The organism is Paraburkholderia polaris (assembly GCF_012927345.1).
GTDB lineage: Bacteria > Pseudomonadota > Gammaproteobacteria > Burkholderiales > Burkholderiaceae > Paraburkholderia > Paraburkholderia polaris.
On sequence record NZ_JABBGJ010000020.1, the window covers coordinates 27,297 to 43,343 of the forward strand.

Genomic DNA, 16,047 nt, shown 5'->3' on the forward strand with positions numbered 1-16,047 from the left:
TGACTCACGAACCTGGCGCGGCATCGCGTGCTCTATCCGCTTCGGGGCATCGAAGTGCTGCAGCGCTCGATACGTCATAAGCGCTTGAAACGCGAACGCCGCGCCGTGCGAACCAAAGGAGGACTACCAACATGGGCCGACTGATCGTCGTGTCGAATCGCGTCGCAACACCGACGGAAACCAAGGGATCGGCGGGCGGCCTCGCGGTCGGCGTGTTCGGCGCGCTGAAGGATGCGGGAGGCGTATGGTTTGGCTGGAGCGGCGACGTGGTGAGCGAGACCGTCGCCAACGCCGGTCCGACGCTGGAGCAGGATGGCGCGGTGACCTTCGCAACCGTCGGCCTCACGCGCAAGGATTATGACCAGTACTACCGCGGCTTTTCGAACGCGACGCTGTGGCCGGTGTTCCACTACCGCAACGACCTCGCGCGCTACGAGCGCGAGGAATATGCAGGCTACCGGCGTGTCAACGCATGGCTTGCGCACAAGCTGATCAAGCTGCTCGAACCCGACGACGTGATCTGGATTCACGACTACCATCTGATCCCATTCGCCGAAGCGCTGCGCTCCGAAGGCATCACGAACCGCATCGGTTTCTTCCTGCATATTCCGTTTCCCGCGCCGCAGATTCTGCTCAACATTCCACCCCACGAAGAGTTGGTGAAGTCGCTGTCGTGCTACGACTTGCTGGGCTTCCAGACCGCGACCGATGAACTTGCTTTCCATGACTACGTGACGCGCCACGCGCGCGGCACCGTGACCGAGGGCAATCACGTCGAAGCCTTCGGCCGCAAGCTGCGCACGGGCGTCTATCGGATCGGCGTATTCCCCGACGAAATCGCCGAACAGGCCAAGCGCTACGAAAGCCGCCAGCACGTACTCGACCTGAAGCAGAGTCTGGAAGGTCGGAAGCTGATCATGAGCGTCGACCGGCTCGATTATTCGAAGGGGCTCGTTGAACGTTTTCGCGCCTTCGAGCAACTGCTGGAGCGCTCGCCCGAATGGCGCGGCAACGTCACGCTGGTGCAGATCGCGCCGCCGACCCGGTCGGACGTCGCCACCTATCAGAAGATCCGCCAGGATCTCGAATACGAAGCGGGGCGCATCAACGGCCGCTATTCGGGCCTCGATTACACGCCGATCCGCTATCTGAATCAGCAGTACGACCGCTGGAAGCTGATGTCGCTGTTTCGCGAGTCGCAGATCGGCTTTGTCACGCCGTTGCATGACGGGATGAACCTGGTCGCGAAGGAGTATGTCGCCGCGCAAAATCCCGACGATCCAGGCGTGCTGGTGTTGTCGATTTTCGCGGGCGCGGCGGCGGAGTTGACCGGGGCGCTGCTGGTCAATCCGCATGATGCGATTGGCATGTGCGAAGCCCTGCAGCGCGCGCTGCAAATGCCGCTCGATGCGCGACAGCGGCGTCACGAGATCAACATGGCGGCGCTCCGCAAGAACGATCTCGGCGTGTGGCGCGATACCTTTCTGGATGATTTGCGCAATGTGCCCGTGCAGACGCCGGGCAAAGGCGGCGGGCATAAGTAATGGTGCGTTTGAACGATGTTGTTTTAGCGGGCGCCCGGCAGCGCGCGTTTGACCGACCGGTGGCCACATGCTGAGGACTTTGGCCATCGCGGGGTATCGGTCGCTGCGCGAGTTGATCGTGCCGCTCGGGCAGTTGAATGTGATCACGGGTGCGAATGGCAGCGGGAAATCGAGCGTGTATCGCTCGTTGCGTTTGCTGGCAGAGACCGCGCGCGGCGGCGTGATTACGTCGCTCGCGCGTGAGGGTGGTTTGCAATCCACGTTGTGGGCCGGCCCGGAACGCTTCTCGCGCGCGGTGCTGGCCGGCGAGTTGCCCGTTGAGGGCACGCGTCGCAACGAGCCGGTGAGTTTGCGGCTGGGCTTTTCCGGCGATGAATTTGGGTATTCGATCGATTTAGGGCTGCCGCCGCCGGATGACCACCCGCCTGAGACGCGCAGCAAGTTCCTGCTCGATCCGATGATCAAACGCGAATGCATCTGGAGCGGCCCAGTGGTGCGACCTTCCGCGCTACTGGTTGATCGGCGTGGCGCTGCGATTCACACGCGTGACGAGCAGGGCGACTGGCAAACCGTCCCCCAACCCGTTGCCAGCTTCGACAGCATGATGACGGAGTTCTCCGACCCGCGGAGCGCCCCCGAGATGATCACGGTTCGCGAGCAGATTCGCTCGTGGCGCTTTTACGACCACTTCCGCACCGATGCCGAAGCGGCCGCGCGTCTGCCACAGATCGGCACGCACACACCGGTGCTTTCAAACGACGGCGCGGACCTTGCCGCGGCCTTGCAAACCATCCGCGAGATCGGCGACCCTGTTGCGCTCGATACCGCCATCGACGACGCCTTTCCCGGTTCACGCCTCGACATCGCCACGCAGGACGGCCGCTTCGAAGTATCGATGCAGCAGCACGGCTTGCTGCGGCCGCTGAAGGGCGCGGAACTGTCGGACGGCACCTTGCGTTATCTGTTGCTGGTGGCCGCGCTGCTGACGCCGCGTCCGCCCGCGCTGCTGGTGCTGAACGAACCGGAGACGAGCTTGCATCCGGACCTGCTGCCGGCGCTGGCACGCCTGATCGCGCGGGCTTCCATGCATTCTCAGGTGCTGGTGGTGTCGCACGCGGCGCGGCTAATCGCGGCGCTCGAGCGGGAGGACGGCAGCCAGTCGATCGTGCTCGAGAAGCACTTCGGCGCGACGCGCATCGCCGATGCGGACGATCGCGACCTGCCGCCCTGGAAATGGCCGGCGCGATAACCGTGGTTAAGCGATCTGGTTAAGGGGCATAGGCAATGCGACGTACGAACGCGACGTACGTAAGCGGATAATAGGCGCGCCACCCAATGTAAGCTGAATGTAACAATGCGCAGGAATTGCAAGGCCAGGGGCTTTTTGTTCTCCCTTGGTGAATAATGCTTCGATGCGGATGGTGCAGGCGGACGCGCGGCGTTCCCTGCATTGATGGAGAAGGACCGGCGCTGCCATACTCAGCGCCGCTGACGTGCACCGCCATGGGCGCAAGCCGTCAGTTCACGGAGACAAAATATGAAGATTGCGCAGATCGCCCCGTTGACCGAATCGGTGCCGCCCAAGCTATACGGCGGCACGGAGCGCGTCGTGTCCTATATCACCGAGGCGCTGGTCGATCTCGGCCATGACGTGACGTTGTTCGCGAGCGGCGATTCCGTCACGAGCGCAAAGCTCGAAGCAGTATGGCCGCGCGCGCTGCGTCTGGACCCGGGCATTCGCGACCGTATCGCGCCTCATATGCTGTTGATGGAACTGGTGCGCCGCCAGGCAGAAGATTTCGACGTGCTGCACTTTCACCTCGACTACTACTCGTTTTCGGTCTTCAAGCGCCAGGACACACCCTTCGTCACGACGATGCATGGCCGCCTCGACTTGCCCGAGCAACAACCGGTGTTCGACACCTTCAACACCGCGCCGGTGATTTCGATTTCGAATGCGCAGCGTCATCCGTTGCCGCAGGCCAAGTGGCTCACCACCGTCTATCACGGTCTGCCGGAGCAGCTCTACACACCGCAACCAGTCGAGCAGAAGTACCTCGCATTTCTCGGCCGCATCTCGCCGGAGAAGCGAGTGGACACTGCGATCCGGATTGCCGGCCGCTGCGGAATGCAGATTCGCATCGCCGCGAAGGTGGATGCCGCCGACCGCGAATACTTCGAGCGCGAGATCCGGCCGTTGCTGGATTTGCCGTATGTCGAGTTCATCGGTGAAATCGCGGATAACCAGAAGGCGGAGTTTTTATCCGGCGCGCATGCGTTGCTATTCCCGATCGACTGGCCGGAGCCCTTTGGCCTCGTGATGATCGAAGCAATGGCGTGCGGGACGCCGGTGATCGCGTTCAATCGCGGCTCGGTGCCGGAAGTGCTGGAAGACGGCGTGACGGGCTACATTGTCGAAGACGAAATTGGCGCCGTAGCGGCGGTCAATCGCCTGCATAAGATGCCGCGGGCGGGCGTGCGGCAACGCTTCGAAGAGCGCTTCACCTCGCACCGGATGGCGCAGCAGTATGTGGACGCGTATCAGTCCGTGATTCGCGCGCAGAAGCGGGCGCGCTTCAAGGTGATCGATACGTCGGGAGGCTGAGCGGAGCAAAACCGGCCCACGCAGCAGATTGAAAAAGAACGGCGGTGTGCAATGCACATCGCCGTTTTTTTTGCTGCTGCGCTCGGAACCGGCAACCGGATCGCGCGCTCAGATCTTCAGGCGCGACACCTTCGTGCCCTGGAGCGACAGATCCGCCATCAGGCCGGCATTGGTCAGCACGAATACTTCGACCGGCGCCGTAGCCGTATTCGTATCGATGGCGCCGTTCGCGCCCATCTTCACCAGCGCGACGGAGGCGTCGCCGCCCACCGACCAGCCGTCGGCATTGCGGAATTTGTCGAGCGAGTCCTGCGTCATGAACAGGAAGATGATGGCCTTCGACTGCGCGCCTGCCTGCAGGCCGAACGAACCCGTAATCGTGCTGTAGTAACCCACCGTGCCGCCGCCTACGCGCAGCGAACCTTCGCCATACTGGCCGCCAACGATGAAGCCCGCTTGCAGTACCGACGGGAACACCAGTACGCCGCGCGCCTTGGATACGAGTTCGCGCGAACCCTTCACGGTCGTGAACAGGCGCGATATGGTGCCGTCGACACTGGCGTCGATCGACTGGCGTTTGGATGCATCAGTGGAGGGTGTGTCGTGGTTGCTCCCATTGGTCGTACAACCAGCGAGTGCAAGGCCTCCGAAAGCGAGCGCAGCGGTAGTCTTCAGCATGAAGTTTCGTCTTTGCATCGTTTTTCTCCATCATGGTTCCTGGGCACAACCTCATATGGTGTTGCCGGGTTGCCTCTGAGTTATATCACACGCAAGCGTGGAAGGCGTACTTCGTCGTTCGGCGAAAGCCTTGCGGGGCGGGCGTTTGCGACTCGCCGGCAGGCGTGTTGATGTAATTTTGACCGGCTGCAGCAGAGTGTTAAAAGATGCTCGGACAGGGCGTTCGAATGGGCTCCCTGCGAGTCATGCCGGGCAGGGACCGGCTCGTCGGTGGCCGGGCTGAGACAGTATCAAGTACCTGTTTTTACCGATTTTCCGCGTTCACGATGCGCGTTGAAATTGAACTGAAAGTGTTGCCGGGACGCTGCACCCGCGTCCTCACCCATGGTTCGCCGGACTTTTGACAGGCGGGCGCCGCAGCGCGCGGCGAATCATGCCGATCAACACGCCGATCAGAAACAGCGTGACAGCCGGCACGATCCAGTAGCCGACGAATGCATGCCAGAGGTACGCCATGAGCGTTGAGCGACGCACGCCATATTCATTGCGGGCGTCCTGCTGGCGTGGCGCATTGGCGGCCAGCACATCGGCCGGGCAGCCGGCGGCTTGGGCCTCGTCGGGCTTGCCATGACAGCGCGCGGGCGCGCCGGCGGCGCGTTGTGCGTCGGTGAAATTCCAGGTGGTCAGCGCGCGCTCGAGGTCGACGGCGTTGTACGCCATTTCCTCCCGGATCTCGCTGACTGCAACGATCGCCACGGGCACGGCCCAGAATATGATGACGACCAGCCACCGCCTCAACCAGCGGTTTTTATGCTTCGAAACCATCCTTGCCTCCGATCGATGCTCTGCAGCACCAACGACAAGATGGCGGCCCGTCTAATGTTGTGTATGAGGGTGGGCCGTCTCCGCAGCCATCATAGAAGAAAAACGGCGCGTTCGCGCGGGTGGACAGCGAAGGGATGCGTGACGTGAGGACGGCTGCCGGGGAGATGAACTGCGCAGGGGACCAGGAGCCAGGTAAAAGCGAGGACAGAAGCAAGGGCAGAAGAAAGACAGGGCCGCGCCGAAAAACGGCGCTGCCCTGTTCGAGCAATACGCGGCCAAACGCGCGGCGTATGGTCCGCGCCAATTGCCCAGCGTTTAGTTAGCCGGCGCGGACGACAGGCAGGTCTTCATGAAAGCCTTGCGGTCGTCGCCTTTCTTGCCGGTGGCTTGCGTGTTGCACGCCTTCATCTTGTCCTGCTGGCTCATCGGCGCTGCGGCGGCCGGCTTGGCGGACAGGCAGGTCTTCATGAAGGCCTTGCGGTCGTCGCCTTTCTTGTCGGCGGCCTGCTTGTTACAGTCGGCCATTTTCGTTTGCTGACTGTTCTGCGCGAACACCGGCGAAACGAGGACAGCACCCAGCACCAGCGTAGCGATAGCGGATTGGATTTTCATGTGACACTCCATCGGTGGTGAAAACGTTTTTGGTCGTTCGTGCGCGTGGGCGTCAACGGCGTCCAGGACCCCTCGGCACGTCCATTATTGCAAATGCTGTCTGCCAGAACGGACAAAAGGGCATTCCGGTTGACAGGCGCTCACGCTGGTTTTCCCCTACCAGGCGCAGATAGCAGTGCGCCGGTGAATGAAACGGCTGAATCGTAGCAGTGCCAAAATATGCTATGCAATCCGGATTAATTGGCGAGGTGTTGCAAATGAATTAGCTGACCGTCGTTCGCCATGGATTGATCAAATATTAGACATCCGATTCGCATTGCTGCAGATGCAAATGAATAGGAAATCGGCAGAAAATCCCGGCGACGATCATGTAGGCAATCTTGACTCGAATTCCTGCGCCGATACGCCACCCAGCGTCTGCGCCACGCAAGCCAAAAGGAGGCTCACCATGCACTATCTGTTGATCTATGACCTCGTACCTGACTACCTCGAACGGCGCGGCGCCTATCGCGAGGCCCATCTGAAACTCGCCTGGGCGGCAGCGGAACGCGGTGAACTGGAACTGGCCGGCGCGTTGACCGAACCCGTGGACACTGCCGTGTTGCTCTTTGAAGGCGACTCTCCTGCAGCCGCCGAAGCCTTTGCCAGAGCCGATCCGTATGTGCTCGCGGGGCTCGTGGCGAGCTGGCGCGTACGCCAATGGATCACCGTCGTGGGTGAGGGCGCGGCGAACCCTGTGCACTAGGCGCACGTCGATCAGTCAGGCTCGCGCGGCGTCGAGAGGAATGCGAACAGCATGCGCCAAGGGCTGCGTTCGCTTCCCCGACAATTACGCCTCGATGCCAGTCAGGGGCTCTTCACCCCTCGCGCCACTCACTTCCCAGCCGGGCAAAAAATACGTTCAAAACGCATCGAAATGCATTACGGATCAAGCGGCGATTTCGTAAAGGCCATTCGCCGCTCTTGTCGCGTCATTGTGCCGTGCAATAGTGTCTTTCGACGCCGAAACCGACAGCCGTTCTGTTACCGCAATGCGTGAAGCGACACAGCAAAAAGGACAAGATTGTTTCCATCCGTAACACTTGTCTCAATCATATTCACGCAAACCCTGGTGATGGTATGCTTCGTGCACAAATTCTCCCATGCACGAGTGAGACCACGTTTTGTGCTTCGCAATAGGGACAAACCGCACTAACCCAGTGCGATATTGACCAGCAAACAGAACGTACAAAACATATTTGTGCAACCGCGGGCTGCACACGGATCGTGAAAGTTGAATCCGTGGCCGTCCAAAGCCGCGGCCCGGCCAGGCCGCGTGGAGAAAACCCAATGTTTTTCGATGAGCTAAGCAATGACGAATGGGCGCTGCTAGCAGCGCTTGTCTCTGATGAGCCGGCCGTCCGTCTGAACCGACGCGGCCGGCCCCGCGCCGAACCGCGCATCGTGGCGAATGCCGTTCTGTGGATTCTGACAACTGGCGAACCCTGGTCGAAGCTGCCGGGGCGTTATCCGTCGGGTCCCACATGCCGGCGCCGTTTCGAAGAATGGCAGTTGAACGGCACCCTCCTCGAGATGGTTCGGCTGTTGTCGCAAACCGGGCGTAGCTTCGCGTACGTCCCGCAACCGGCGCCGCCCGTTGCGGCCAAGCCGGCAGCACCGGTAGCGCAAACCCCCAGCGTGCGTGACGAAGGTCTGCGTGGCGTGTCGTGGAAGAGCCCCGAGTCGTGGCAGGCGCCCGGCGTCTCGAGCAGCCTGAGCAACTGGCGTTCGGCCGATCCGATCGCCGATATGACACGCCAGTTGTCCGGGCTGACGAAGGTGCCGCCGGTGTCTCGTGCACCGGCGGCACCTTCGTCACCCTCGTCACTGGCAGCACGGCCCGCTATGCGCGCCGATCTGCAAGGCATGGACGAAGCGCGGGCGGTGGACGCGGCCATGCACAGCCTGGATTCGGCGATCACGTCGGCACGCCGCACGCAACAGCTTGACGATCAGCGCAGCCCGCTGTCGATGAGCCTCGCGCCACGCGGCACGCAAGTCGCCGACCGGCGCGGTTATGTGATCTACGTTGCGGCGGAGCAGGTGCCCAACGCCATGTATCGCGCGTGGGCGGAGATCATGAAGGACGGCAAACGCGTCGAGCGTTCCGGCCTCGTCGGCCCGCGCTTCGCAGAGGCTGACGCGGCCGAGCAATATGCGCTTGAATGGGCGCGGCAGTGGATCGACCGTGAATGCCGCACGCAGGCTGCAGCAGACGCTGCACCGGCAGTCAACGCGCCGGCGGTCGCGCGTCCGTTGCCGGCCATGCGTCATGTGCCGGAGCCGGTCACGGTGAATCACGGCGGGCCTTTGCACGCTCCCCTCAATGCATTCCGTGGACCGCTGCGCCGTTACCCCAGCGAACCGGCTGCACCCGCGACCGAAAGCAGTGCATCAGATCGTTTTCCGTCGTACCCAGAACTCATCTCCCAAGCGGGATGAGCAGGGCTGTAAGCGCGGCTGCCAGCGCGGCGGTTAGCGCAACAGCACCCCGCGGCCGTTAGGAGCAACCGCCGCAGGTTCCCGCTTCATCCGTTGTGAATCATTGGTGTTGCCTGACTGGCGCAGGTTGGCCTCGGCAGGACGTTGCTTTGGTGCTGTCAACGCTGATCAACCGCTGGTTTAACCGCCGATTTAACCACTGCTTCAACCGCTGTTTCAACCGCTGTTTCAACCGCTGTTTCAACCGCTGTTTCAACCGCTGCTTCAACATTATTACGCGCCGGCATCCTTCACCGGCGGTCCTGATTTGCGTGCGTCAGTTGCATCCGTCAATCGCGTTCTTCACTGGCGTCCATATGTGTCGTCGAAGCGCACGATATCGTCTTCGCCGAGATACGAACCTGACTGCACCTCGATCATTTCGAGTGGCATCTTGCCCGGGTTCTCGAGACGGTGGGTGACGCCCAGCGGAATATAAGCCGATTCGTTTTCGGAGACGATGAAGCGCTCTTCACCTCGCGTGACGAGCGCGGTGCCGCGCACGACGATCCAGTGTTCCGCGCGGTGATGATGCATTTGCAGCGAGAGCCGCGCGCCCGGCTTCACGACGATACGTTTCACCTGGAAGCGCTCGCCCGTGTCGACGGAATCGTAGTTGCCCCACGGACGGTGCACCTTGCGATGGTTGGCCGCCTCCAGCCCGCCATCGTTGCGAATCCGTCCGACAATCTTCTTGACGTCCTGTACCCGCGATTTGTCCGCGACCAGAATCGCATCGGCCGTTTCGACCACCACGAGATCCTGCGTGCCGACACAGGCAATCAGGCGTCCTTCCGAATGCGCGAAAGTCGAGTTCGCCCCTTCAAACATCACGCGACCGCGGCCCACGTTCTGATCGGCGTCTTTCTCCGAGATGTCCCAGATCGCGTCCCACGAACCCACGTCCGACCAGCCCGCCTGCAGCGGCACGACCACGCCGGACGCGGCGGTCTGATCGTTACCTAGTTGCTCCATCACGGCGTAGTCGATCGAATTCGACGGCGAGGCGCTGAACGCGTCGCGTTGCAGACGGAAGAAATCGCCGTCAGCTTTGCCGCCTGTGAACGCTGCTTCGCAGGCCTCGTAAATCGCCGGCTGAAAGTGGCGGATCGCTTTCAGCCAGGTCGATGCGCGCATGATGAAAATGCCGCTGTTCCACCAGTATTCCTGCGATTCGATATAACGCTGCGCCAGTTCAAGATGTGGCTTTTCGACGAAGCGATCGAGCTTGTGCGCGCCGATCTTGCTGGCTGTATCGGCGTCCGTTGCGCGAGCGTCGTTAGGCGTACCAAGCGCCGCGCCGATGCGGATGTAGCCATAGCCCGTTTCCGCGCGCGTCGGCACGATGCCCATTGTCACGATATGGCCAGCTGCTGCATGCTGTACGCCGGCGGCGACCGCTGCGTGAAAACCGTCGATGTCGGTGACTGCGTGATCGGCGGGCATCACGACCATGATGCCGTCCTCGTCTTGCGCGGCAATCGACAGCGCGGCCACCGTGAGTGCCGGCGCCGTGTCGCGGCCAGCGGGTTCAAGAATTAGCCGGCTCGGCTTACCGCTCGTGCGCAATTGTTCGGCAGTCGTAAAGCGATGCTCTTCGTTGGCCACCACGACGAGCTGCTCGGATAGAAGATGACCGGTTTCGAGCCCATCGAGACGGCGCGTAGTGGATTGCAGCAGCGAGTCTTCGCCCAGCAAACCAATCAGTTGTTTTGGATACTGCTCGCGCGACATTGGCCACAACCGTGTGCCGGAGCCGCCCGCCAGAATCACGGGATGAACTTTGAGTTTGACGTTAAGGGACATAGCTTGCGTGGACCGGGTGTCGGCGGGCGTGGCCGTAACCGGAGCTGTCATGGTGGACTCCTCGAGGCTGGGTGAAAGCGGGGTGAATGCGTCGAGTTTTATCACGAAGTAAGGAATCAATAAAAGCGTGTTAAATAGGAGTGATATAAAAATCTTTATAAAAATTGCCCTTTTCGTGGAGGAAAAATGTCCATCTAATTTTAAAAAAGAAAAATTAACCGAAAAAAATCATGGGCAATTTTTTTGCGCAGATAAATAACGCAGAATAGAGACGAAAGGCGCGGCGTAAGCTTCGTCGGAAAACGGACAGATCAACATGCCGTAGCCTCCAGAAAGGCGCCAAATGGGCCTCTTAAACGTCGAATCCGGTAACAATTGCCGCATAAAATTCAGAAAAAATACCGAATTTTTGACCGATACATTTTGAGATATTTTGCTGTCTTGCGGTCCGAATTTTAATATCGCTTTATCTATACCTGTACAAGGGTATTCACTCATTCCGACACCTGCTTTCCGAATCCTCCGTTCAGGAATTTTTTAGTCCGGAAAGCAGCAGGGCAATTGCACCGGTTCGATCAGTTTCGCGTCGCGCATTTATCTGGCAGGCGCGGATATCGGCGTTGCGGCCCCCGGTGGCAGGACTTGATGAGTGTGACGGGAAATCAACCAACCAACGGATGGCACTTGACTGACGAACTGAGGGGCAGCGCATGCTGAGCGTTCTATCGAGAATCATCGACATCGCCATGGTCGCGCTCGGCGCCGCCATCGCGACGGCCGTGCACAGCGGGAAATTGGTGTGGCTAGACGACGTCCAAACCGTGTCGCTCGCGTTCGACTGCCTGCTCGTGGTGGTGTTCTTTCCCGCGCTGGGGATCTATCAGTCGTGGCGCGGCAAGCCGCTGTACGACCTGCTGTGCCGCGTTGCGGGCGGCTGGGTGATGGTGGAGGTCACCGGCATCCTGATCAGCTTCAGCCTGCACCGTTCGGACAACCTGTCGCGTCTGTGGCTGTTCTACTGGGCGGTCGCCACGATCGTGCTGCTGATCGTCACCAAGGTGATCGTCTATTCGATCCTGCGCGGACTGCGCCGCGAAGGCTTCAATCAGCGCGCGGTGGCGATTGTCGGCGGCGCGCCGTATGGGCGCTTTCTGATCGAGCAGATGCGCAGCCGTCCGGAAGCGGGCTTTAGCCCCGTCGTGGTGTTCGATGAGGACGGCACGATCAATCCGTATGAAGACCCGGACGCCGCGGACGCGATCGAAGGCGTGCCGGTCGAGCGCGATTACGCGCGGATGCTGCAGCTGGTGCGCCAGCGCGCGATTCGCGAACTGTGGCTCGCGCTGCCAATTTCGAAGGAGAAGGCGATTCACCGCTTCGTGATGGACCTGAAGAACGACTTCGTGAACATCCGCTTTATTCCGGACGTGCGCAGCCTGACGCTCTTCAATCAGCCGATGGTCGATCTGCTTGGCGTGCCCGCGATCAACCTGGCCGCCTCGCCGATCACCGATCTGCGTGTGCTGCCTAAGCGCGTCTTCGACCGCCTGTTCGCGCTGGCGGCATTGACTGCACTGTCGCCGGTAATGCTGATGATCGCCGTCATGGTGAAGGTGAGCTCGCCGGGCCCGGTGTTCTTCCGACAGAAGCGCAAAGGCATCGACGGCAACCAGTTCGAGATCTACAAGTTTCGCTCGATGAAGATGCACAAGGAAGAGGCCGGCAAGATCACCCAGGCCACGCGACGCGATCCGCGCATCACCGCGGTCGGCGCGTTCCTGCGGCGCACCAGCCTCGACGAATTGCCGCAATTCATCAACGTGCTGCGCGGCGAGATGTCGGTGGTCGGTCCGCGCCCGCATGCACTCGAACACGACGACATCTACAAGGATCTGGTGAAGGGCTATATGCATCGTTACCGGATCAAGCCTGGCATCACCGGGTGGGCGCAGATCAACGGCTATCGCGGCGAAACCGACCGCATCGAAAAGATGATGGGCCGCGTCAAGCTCGATCTGTACTACATGCAGCACTGGACCTTCTGGCTCGACATCAAGATCGTCGTGCTGACGCTGTGGAAGGGCTTTGTGGGCAGCAACGCTTACTGAGTGCCCCCAACGTCGTTTTTAGTGAATCAACTCCATTTTCCGAGGTGTAATACATGAACCTGACGATCATCGGTAGTGGCTACGTAGGCCTCGTGACGGGCGCATGTCTCGCCGACATCGGCCACGACGTGTTCTGTCTCGACGTCGATCAACGCAAGATCGACGTGCTCAACAACGGCGGCGTGCCGATCCATGAACCGGGTCTGCAGGAGATCATTGCGCGCAATCGCCGTGCAGGCCGCCTGAAGTTCTCGACCGACATCGAGGCCGCGGTCGCGCATGGCGACATCCAGTTCATCGCGGTGGGCACGCCCTCCGACGAAGACGGCTCCGCCGATCTGCAATACGTGCTCGCTGCCGCGCGCAACATCGGCCGTCATATGACGAGCTTCAAGGTGATCGTCGACAAATCGACGGTGCCGGTCGGCACGGCTTCGCGCGTGCGCGACGTGATCGCCGAGGAATTGGCCGCGCGCAACGCGAGCCATATGTTCTCCGTGGTGTCGAATCCGGAGTTCCTGAAAGAAGGCGCGGCCGTCGAAGATTTCACACGGCCCGACCGCATCGTGCTCGGCTGCGATGAAGACGTGCCCGGCGAAAAAGCGCGCGAACTGATGAAACGCCTCTATGCGCCGTTCAACCGCAATCGCGAACGCACGCTGTACATGGACGTGCGTTCGGCCGAGTTCACCAAGTATGCGGCTAACGCGATGCTCGCCACGCGCATCTCGTACATGAACGAGCTCGCGAATCTGGCCGATCGCGTCGGCGCGGATATCGAAGCGGTACGCCGCGGCATCGGTTCCGATCCGCGTATCGGCTACGACTTCCTGTATGCCGGTTGCGGCTACGGCGGCTCGTGCTTCCCGAAGGACGTGCAGGCGCTGATTCGCACGGCAGCCGACCACAAGGCCAACCTGCGCATTCTCGAGGCGGTGGAAGCCGTCAACGACACACAGAAAAAGATCCTCGCGCACAAGATCGTCAATCGTCTCGGCGAAGACCTGTCGGATCGCACCTTCGGCGTGTGGGGCCTCGCCTTCAAGCCGAACACGGACGACATGCGCGAAGCGCCGAGCCGTCCGCTGATCGCAGAACTGCTGCGCCGCGGCGCGCGCGTGAAGGCCTACGACCCGGTTGCGATCGACGAATCGAAGCGCGTCTTCGCTCTCGATCTGAAAGACGTGCCGCAACAGCACGCGCGCCTGTCGTTCGTGAATGAGGAAATGGACGCGGCCGAGGGCGCCGATGCACTGGTGATTCTCACCGAATGGAAAGTCTTCAAGAGTCCGGATTTCGGTTCGCTCAAAGAGAGCCTCAACACGCCGCTGATTTTCGACGGCCGCAATCTGTACGAGCCGGACGCGCTGCTCGAACTCGGTATCGAGTATCACGCGATCGGCCGTCAGCACGCGCTGCGCAATGCGCCGGCGAAAGTCGGCGCGAACGGCCTGCCGATAGCGGCCGAGACGGCCCACTCGAACGCGTTGCCCCACTCGGCCGATGCGATCGAGGCCGGCCAGTAAGTTGGCCACTAAGTTGGCCAGTAAGCCGCCGCGCCGGCACACCTCGTTAAGGAGCCCGCAATGTTCGCCAACGTTCTGATCGTCTGCCACGCCAATGTGTGCCGTTCGCCCGCCGCCGAAATGCTGTTCAAGTCCCGGCAGCGCGTGGCGTCGCGGTCGTCCTCAGCGCCGATCGCGTTTCATTCAGCGGGCCTGCGTGCCGCGAACGGCCACGGCATGGACCCGGTGATGCGGCGCCTGCTCGACGAGCAGGGCGTCGCCTCCGGTATCCACTATTCGCGGCGCCTCGACCGCCAACTCGTGCGCTCCGCCGACCTGGTGCTCGTCACCGAGCGCGCGCAGGTGGGCGCGGTCGAAGCGCTCGATCCGGCCTCGCGCGGCAAGGTCTATCCACTCGGGAAATGGGAAGGCGACTCCGACGTCGCCGATCCGCACGGCCACGTGGAAGCCGACTATAGGGAGAGTCTCGTGCTCATCGAACATCTGGTCATGGGATGGCTGAAAAAAATATGCTGATGAAAAAACTCACTGCACACACATTCGCGAACTTCAACTCGACGGGCTTTACATCGACGGGCTTTACGTCGAAGTTCGCCGCCACGCTTTTGCTGACGTCCTTTCTGTCGGCCTGCGCTACCGCACCTGGCAATTACCTCGACACGTCCCGTCTGAAAGACGACGGTCAGCACCAGAGTCAACAGGCTAACGAAACCTATCCGGTCCATCTGATCGACGGCCCGCTGGTTGCGGCGCAAGCGCAGGCGCAAGCCGCCGCCGCCGCGCAGCAGGCGCTGCCGACCTCGCGTTACAGCGATCCGTCGCAGTACGTGTACCGGCTCTCGCCGCAGGACATTCTCGGCATCACCGTGTGGGATCACCCCGAATTGACCACGCCGCAGGGCAGCACGCTGTCGGCGGGCGGCAACACCACGCAGTCGATCGGCGGCGCCTTGCAGCAGCCGTATACCGCCGCGCTGCCGGGCCAGGCCGATCCATACGGCCAGACCATTGCCGCTGACGGCACGATCTTTTTCCCGTTCGTCGGCCGCATCAAAGCCGTGGGCAAGACCGTCGGTGAGCTGCGCGATCAGTTGAGCACCGGCCTCGTGCGCTACATCCGCAATCCGCAGGTCGACGTGCGCGTGCTGTCGTACCGCGGTCAGAAAGTGCAGGTGACCGGCGAAGTGAAGACGCCGGGCCCGCTCGCCATCAGCGACGTGCCGCTCACGCTGGTCGACGCGATCACGCGCTCGGGTGGCACGAACAGCGACGCGGACATCCAGCGTGTGCGCCTCACGCGCAACAACAAGCTGTACGTGCTCGACGCCAACCGCATGCTCGACCAGGGCGACACCACGCAGAACGTCATGCTGCAAAACGGCGACGTGATCAACGTCCCGGATCACAGCGACAGCCGCATCTTCGTGATGGGCGAGGTGAAGACACCGATCCAGGTGCCGATGTTGAAGGGCCGCCTGACGATCGCCGACGCGCTCACCCAGGCGGGCGGCATTCTCGACACGGACGCCAATCCGCGCCAGATCTTCGTGATGCGCGGTATGCGTGAACATCCGACCACGCCGGACGTGTACCGCCTCGACATGACGCAGCCCGACGCGATCATGCTGTCGTCCCAGTTCCAGTTGCAACCGATGGACGTCGTGTATGTGGGCACCGCCGCTTCGACCACCTTCAACCGTGTGTTGCAGCAAGTTCTGCCGACGATACAGACGCTGTTCTACCTGAAGCAGCTGACGAAATAACCGTCTGAGCCGTCGCCAGGCCCGCGCCGCTCTCATAGGGCGCGGGACCGAAGCAAACGC

At 61.4% G+C, this 16,047-nt stretch carries 15 protein-coding genes; 9 read left to right on the forward strand and 6 right to left on the reverse strand.

Annotated features, from left to right (window positions below):
* The first annotated feature begins 131 nt into the window (after positions 1-131).
* From otsA to HHL24_RS19385, 3 genes are all read left to right on the forward strand, one after another.
* Positions 132-1,544, forward strand: coding sequence for an alpha,alpha-trehalose-phosphate synthase (UDP-forming) (gene otsA / locus HHL24_RS19375; RefSeq protein WP_169487039.1), 1,413 nt, complete (start codon positions 132-134; stop codon positions 1,542-1,544).
* 67 nt (positions 1,545-1,611) lie between these two features.
* A complete protein-coding gene (locus HHL24_RS19380) occupies positions 1,612-2,793 on the forward strand; it encodes an AAA family ATPase (RefSeq protein WP_169487040.1) in 1,182 nt (393 codons plus the stop codon).
* Between the two features lie 288 nt (positions 2,794-3,081).
* Positions 3,082-4,149 (forward strand): glycosyltransferase family 4 protein, encoded by a 1,068-nt coding sequence (locus HHL24_RS19385; protein ID WP_169487041.1) that lies wholly within the window; start codon positions 3,082-3,084, stop codon positions 4,147-4,149.
* A gap of 108 nt (positions 4,150-4,257) precedes the next feature.
* Here HHL24_RS19385 and HHL24_RS19390 read toward each other — a convergent pair whose 3' ends face one another.
* The 3 genes from HHL24_RS19390 to HHL24_RS19400 form a co-directional block, all read right to left on the reverse strand.
* Positions 4,258-4,845, reverse strand: a complete 588-nt coding sequence (locus HHL24_RS19390) for a BPSL1445 family SYLF domain-containing lipoprotein (protein ID WP_169487042.1) — start codon at positions 4,843-4,845, stop codon at positions 4,258-4,260.
* A 360-nt stretch (positions 4,846-5,205) separates the two neighbouring features.
* Complete coding sequence (locus HHL24_RS19395; protein WP_169487043.1) at positions 5,206-5,652, reverse strand: hypothetical protein; 447 nt, start codon at positions 5,650-5,652, stop codon at positions 5,206-5,208.
* Positions 5,653-5,967: 315 nt separating this feature from the next.
* Positions 5,968-6,264: a PsiF family protein gene (locus HHL24_RS19400; RefSeq protein WP_169487044.1), complete on the reverse strand. Its 297-nt coding sequence runs from the start codon at positions 6,262-6,264 to the stop codon at positions 5,968-5,970.
* A gap of 448 nt (positions 6,265-6,712) precedes the next feature.
* Here HHL24_RS19400 and HHL24_RS19405 point away from each other — a divergent pair, with 448 nt between their 5' ends.
* Together HHL24_RS19405 and HHL24_RS19410 are read left to right on the forward strand one after the other, a co-directional pair.
* A complete protein-coding gene (locus tag HHL24_RS19405; RefSeq protein WP_169487045.1) occupies positions 6,713-7,009 on the forward strand; it encodes a YciI-like protein in 297 nt (98 codons plus the stop codon).
* Between the two features lie 584 nt (positions 7,010-7,593).
* Positions 7,594-8,745, forward strand: coding sequence for a transposase (locus HHL24_RS19410; RefSeq protein ID WP_169487046.1), 1,152 nt, complete (start codon positions 7,594-7,596; stop codon positions 8,743-8,745).
* Between the two features lie 158 nt (positions 8,746-8,903).
* On the opposite strand, the gene HHL24_RS44595 is transcribed toward HHL24_RS19410, so the two are convergent.
* From HHL24_RS44595 to HHL24_RS19420, 3 genes are all read right to left on the reverse strand, one after another.
* Positions 8,904-9,032: a hypothetical protein gene (locus HHL24_RS44595; RefSeq protein ID WP_268966727.1), complete on the reverse strand. Its 129-nt coding sequence runs from the start codon at positions 9,030-9,032 to the stop codon at positions 8,904-8,906.
* Positions 9,033-9,087: 55 nt separating this feature from the next.
* The gene (locus HHL24_RS19415) at positions 9,088-10,641 is read right to left on the reverse strand and encodes a mannose-1-phosphate guanylyltransferase/mannose-6-phosphate isomerase (protein WP_169487047.1); all 1,554 of its coding nucleotides are present in this window, start codon (positions 10,639-10,641) and stop codon (positions 9,088-9,090) included.
* 177 nt (positions 10,642-10,818) lie between these two features.
* Positions 10,819-11,088, reverse strand: coding sequence for a hypothetical protein (locus HHL24_RS19420; RefSeq protein ID WP_169487048.1), 270 nt, complete (start codon positions 11,086-11,088; stop codon positions 10,819-10,821).
* 212 nt (positions 11,089-11,300) lie between these two features.
* On the opposite strand from HHL24_RS19420, the gene HHL24_RS19425 reads away from it, so the two are divergent.
* From HHL24_RS19425 to HHL24_RS19440, 4 genes are read left to right on the forward strand one after another with little or no spacing between them, the layout of a single operon-like run.
* Positions 11,301-12,698: an undecaprenyl-phosphate glucose phosphotransferase gene (locus HHL24_RS19425; RefSeq protein WP_169487049.1), complete on the forward strand. Its 1,398-nt coding sequence runs from the start codon at positions 11,301-11,303 to the stop codon at positions 12,696-12,698.
* A 53-nt stretch (positions 12,699-12,751) separates the two neighbouring features.
* Positions 12,752-14,224: a UDP-glucose dehydrogenase family protein gene (locus tag HHL24_RS19430; protein ID WP_169487050.1), complete on the forward strand. Its 1,473-nt coding sequence runs from the start codon at positions 12,752-12,754 to the stop codon at positions 14,222-14,224.
* 60 nt (positions 14,225-14,284) lie between these two features.
* Positions 14,285-14,740 (forward strand): arsenate reductase/protein-tyrosine-phosphatase family protein, encoded by a 456-nt coding sequence (locus tag HHL24_RS19435; RefSeq protein WP_169487051.1) that lies wholly within the window; start codon positions 14,285-14,287, stop codon positions 14,738-14,740.
* Positions 14,734-15,987: a polysaccharide biosynthesis/export family protein gene (locus HHL24_RS19440; RefSeq protein WP_407947515.1), complete on the forward strand. Its 1,254-nt coding sequence runs from the start codon at positions 14,734-14,736 to the stop codon at positions 15,985-15,987. The genes HHL24_RS19435 and HHL24_RS19440 overlap by 7 nt, the downstream gene beginning before the upstream one ends.
* Positions 15,988-16,047: the final 60 nt, after the last annotated feature.

Excerpts from the sequence above, each read along its gene's own strand:
- otsA (WP_169487039.1), top strand. The coding sequence starts at position 132 with ATGGGCCGACTGATCGTCGTGTCGAATCGCGTCGCAACACCGACGGAA.
- HHL24_RS19380 (WP_169487040.1), top strand. The coding sequence starts at position 1,612 with ATGCTGAGGACTTTGGCCATCGCGGGGTATCGGTCGCTGCGCGAGTTG.
- HHL24_RS19385 (WP_169487041.1), top strand. The coding sequence starts at position 3,082 with ATGAAGATTGCGCAGATCGCCCCGTTGACCGAATCGGTGCCGCCCAAG.
- HHL24_RS19390 (WP_169487042.1), bottom strand. The coding sequence starts at position 4,845 with ATGCAAAGACGAAACTTCATGCTGAAGACTACCGCTGCGCTCGCTTTC.
- HHL24_RS19395 (WP_169487043.1), bottom strand. The coding sequence starts at position 5,652 with ATGGTTTCGAAGCATAAAAACCGCTGGTTGAGGCGGTGGCTGGTCGTC.
- HHL24_RS19400 (WP_169487044.1), bottom strand. The coding sequence starts at position 6,264 with ATGAAAATCCAATCCGCTATCGCTACGCTGGTGCTGGGTGCTGTCCTC.
- HHL24_RS19405 (WP_169487045.1), top strand. The coding sequence starts at position 6,713 with ATGCACTATCTGTTGATCTATGACCTCGTACCTGACTACCTCGAACGG.
- HHL24_RS19410 (WP_169487046.1), top strand. The coding sequence starts at position 7,594 with ATGTTTTTCGATGAGCTAAGCAATGACGAATGGGCGCTGCTAGCAGCG.
- HHL24_RS44595 (WP_268966727.1), bottom strand. The coding sequence starts at position 9,032 with ATGCCGGCGCGTAATAATGTTGAAGCAGCGGTTGAAACAGCGGTTGAA.
- HHL24_RS19415 (WP_169487047.1), bottom strand. The coding sequence starts at position 10,641 with ATGACAGCTCCGGTTACGGCCACGCCCGCCGACACCCGGTCCACGCAA.
- HHL24_RS19420 (WP_169487048.1), bottom strand. The coding sequence starts at position 11,088 with ATGAGTGAATACCCTTGTACAGGTATAGATAAAGCGATATTAAAATTC.
- HHL24_RS19425 (WP_169487049.1), top strand. The coding sequence starts at position 11,301 with ATGCTGAGCGTTCTATCGAGAATCATCGACATCGCCATGGTCGCGCTC.
- HHL24_RS19430 (WP_169487050.1), top strand. The coding sequence starts at position 12,752 with ATGAACCTGACGATCATCGGTAGTGGCTACGTAGGCCTCGTGACGGGC.
- HHL24_RS19435 (WP_169487051.1), top strand. The coding sequence starts at position 14,285 with ATGTTCGCCAACGTTCTGATCGTCTGCCACGCCAATGTGTGCCGTTCG.
- HHL24_RS19440 (WP_407947515.1), top strand. The coding sequence starts at position 14,734 with ATGCTGATGAAAAAACTCACTGCACACACATTCGCGAACTTCAACTCG.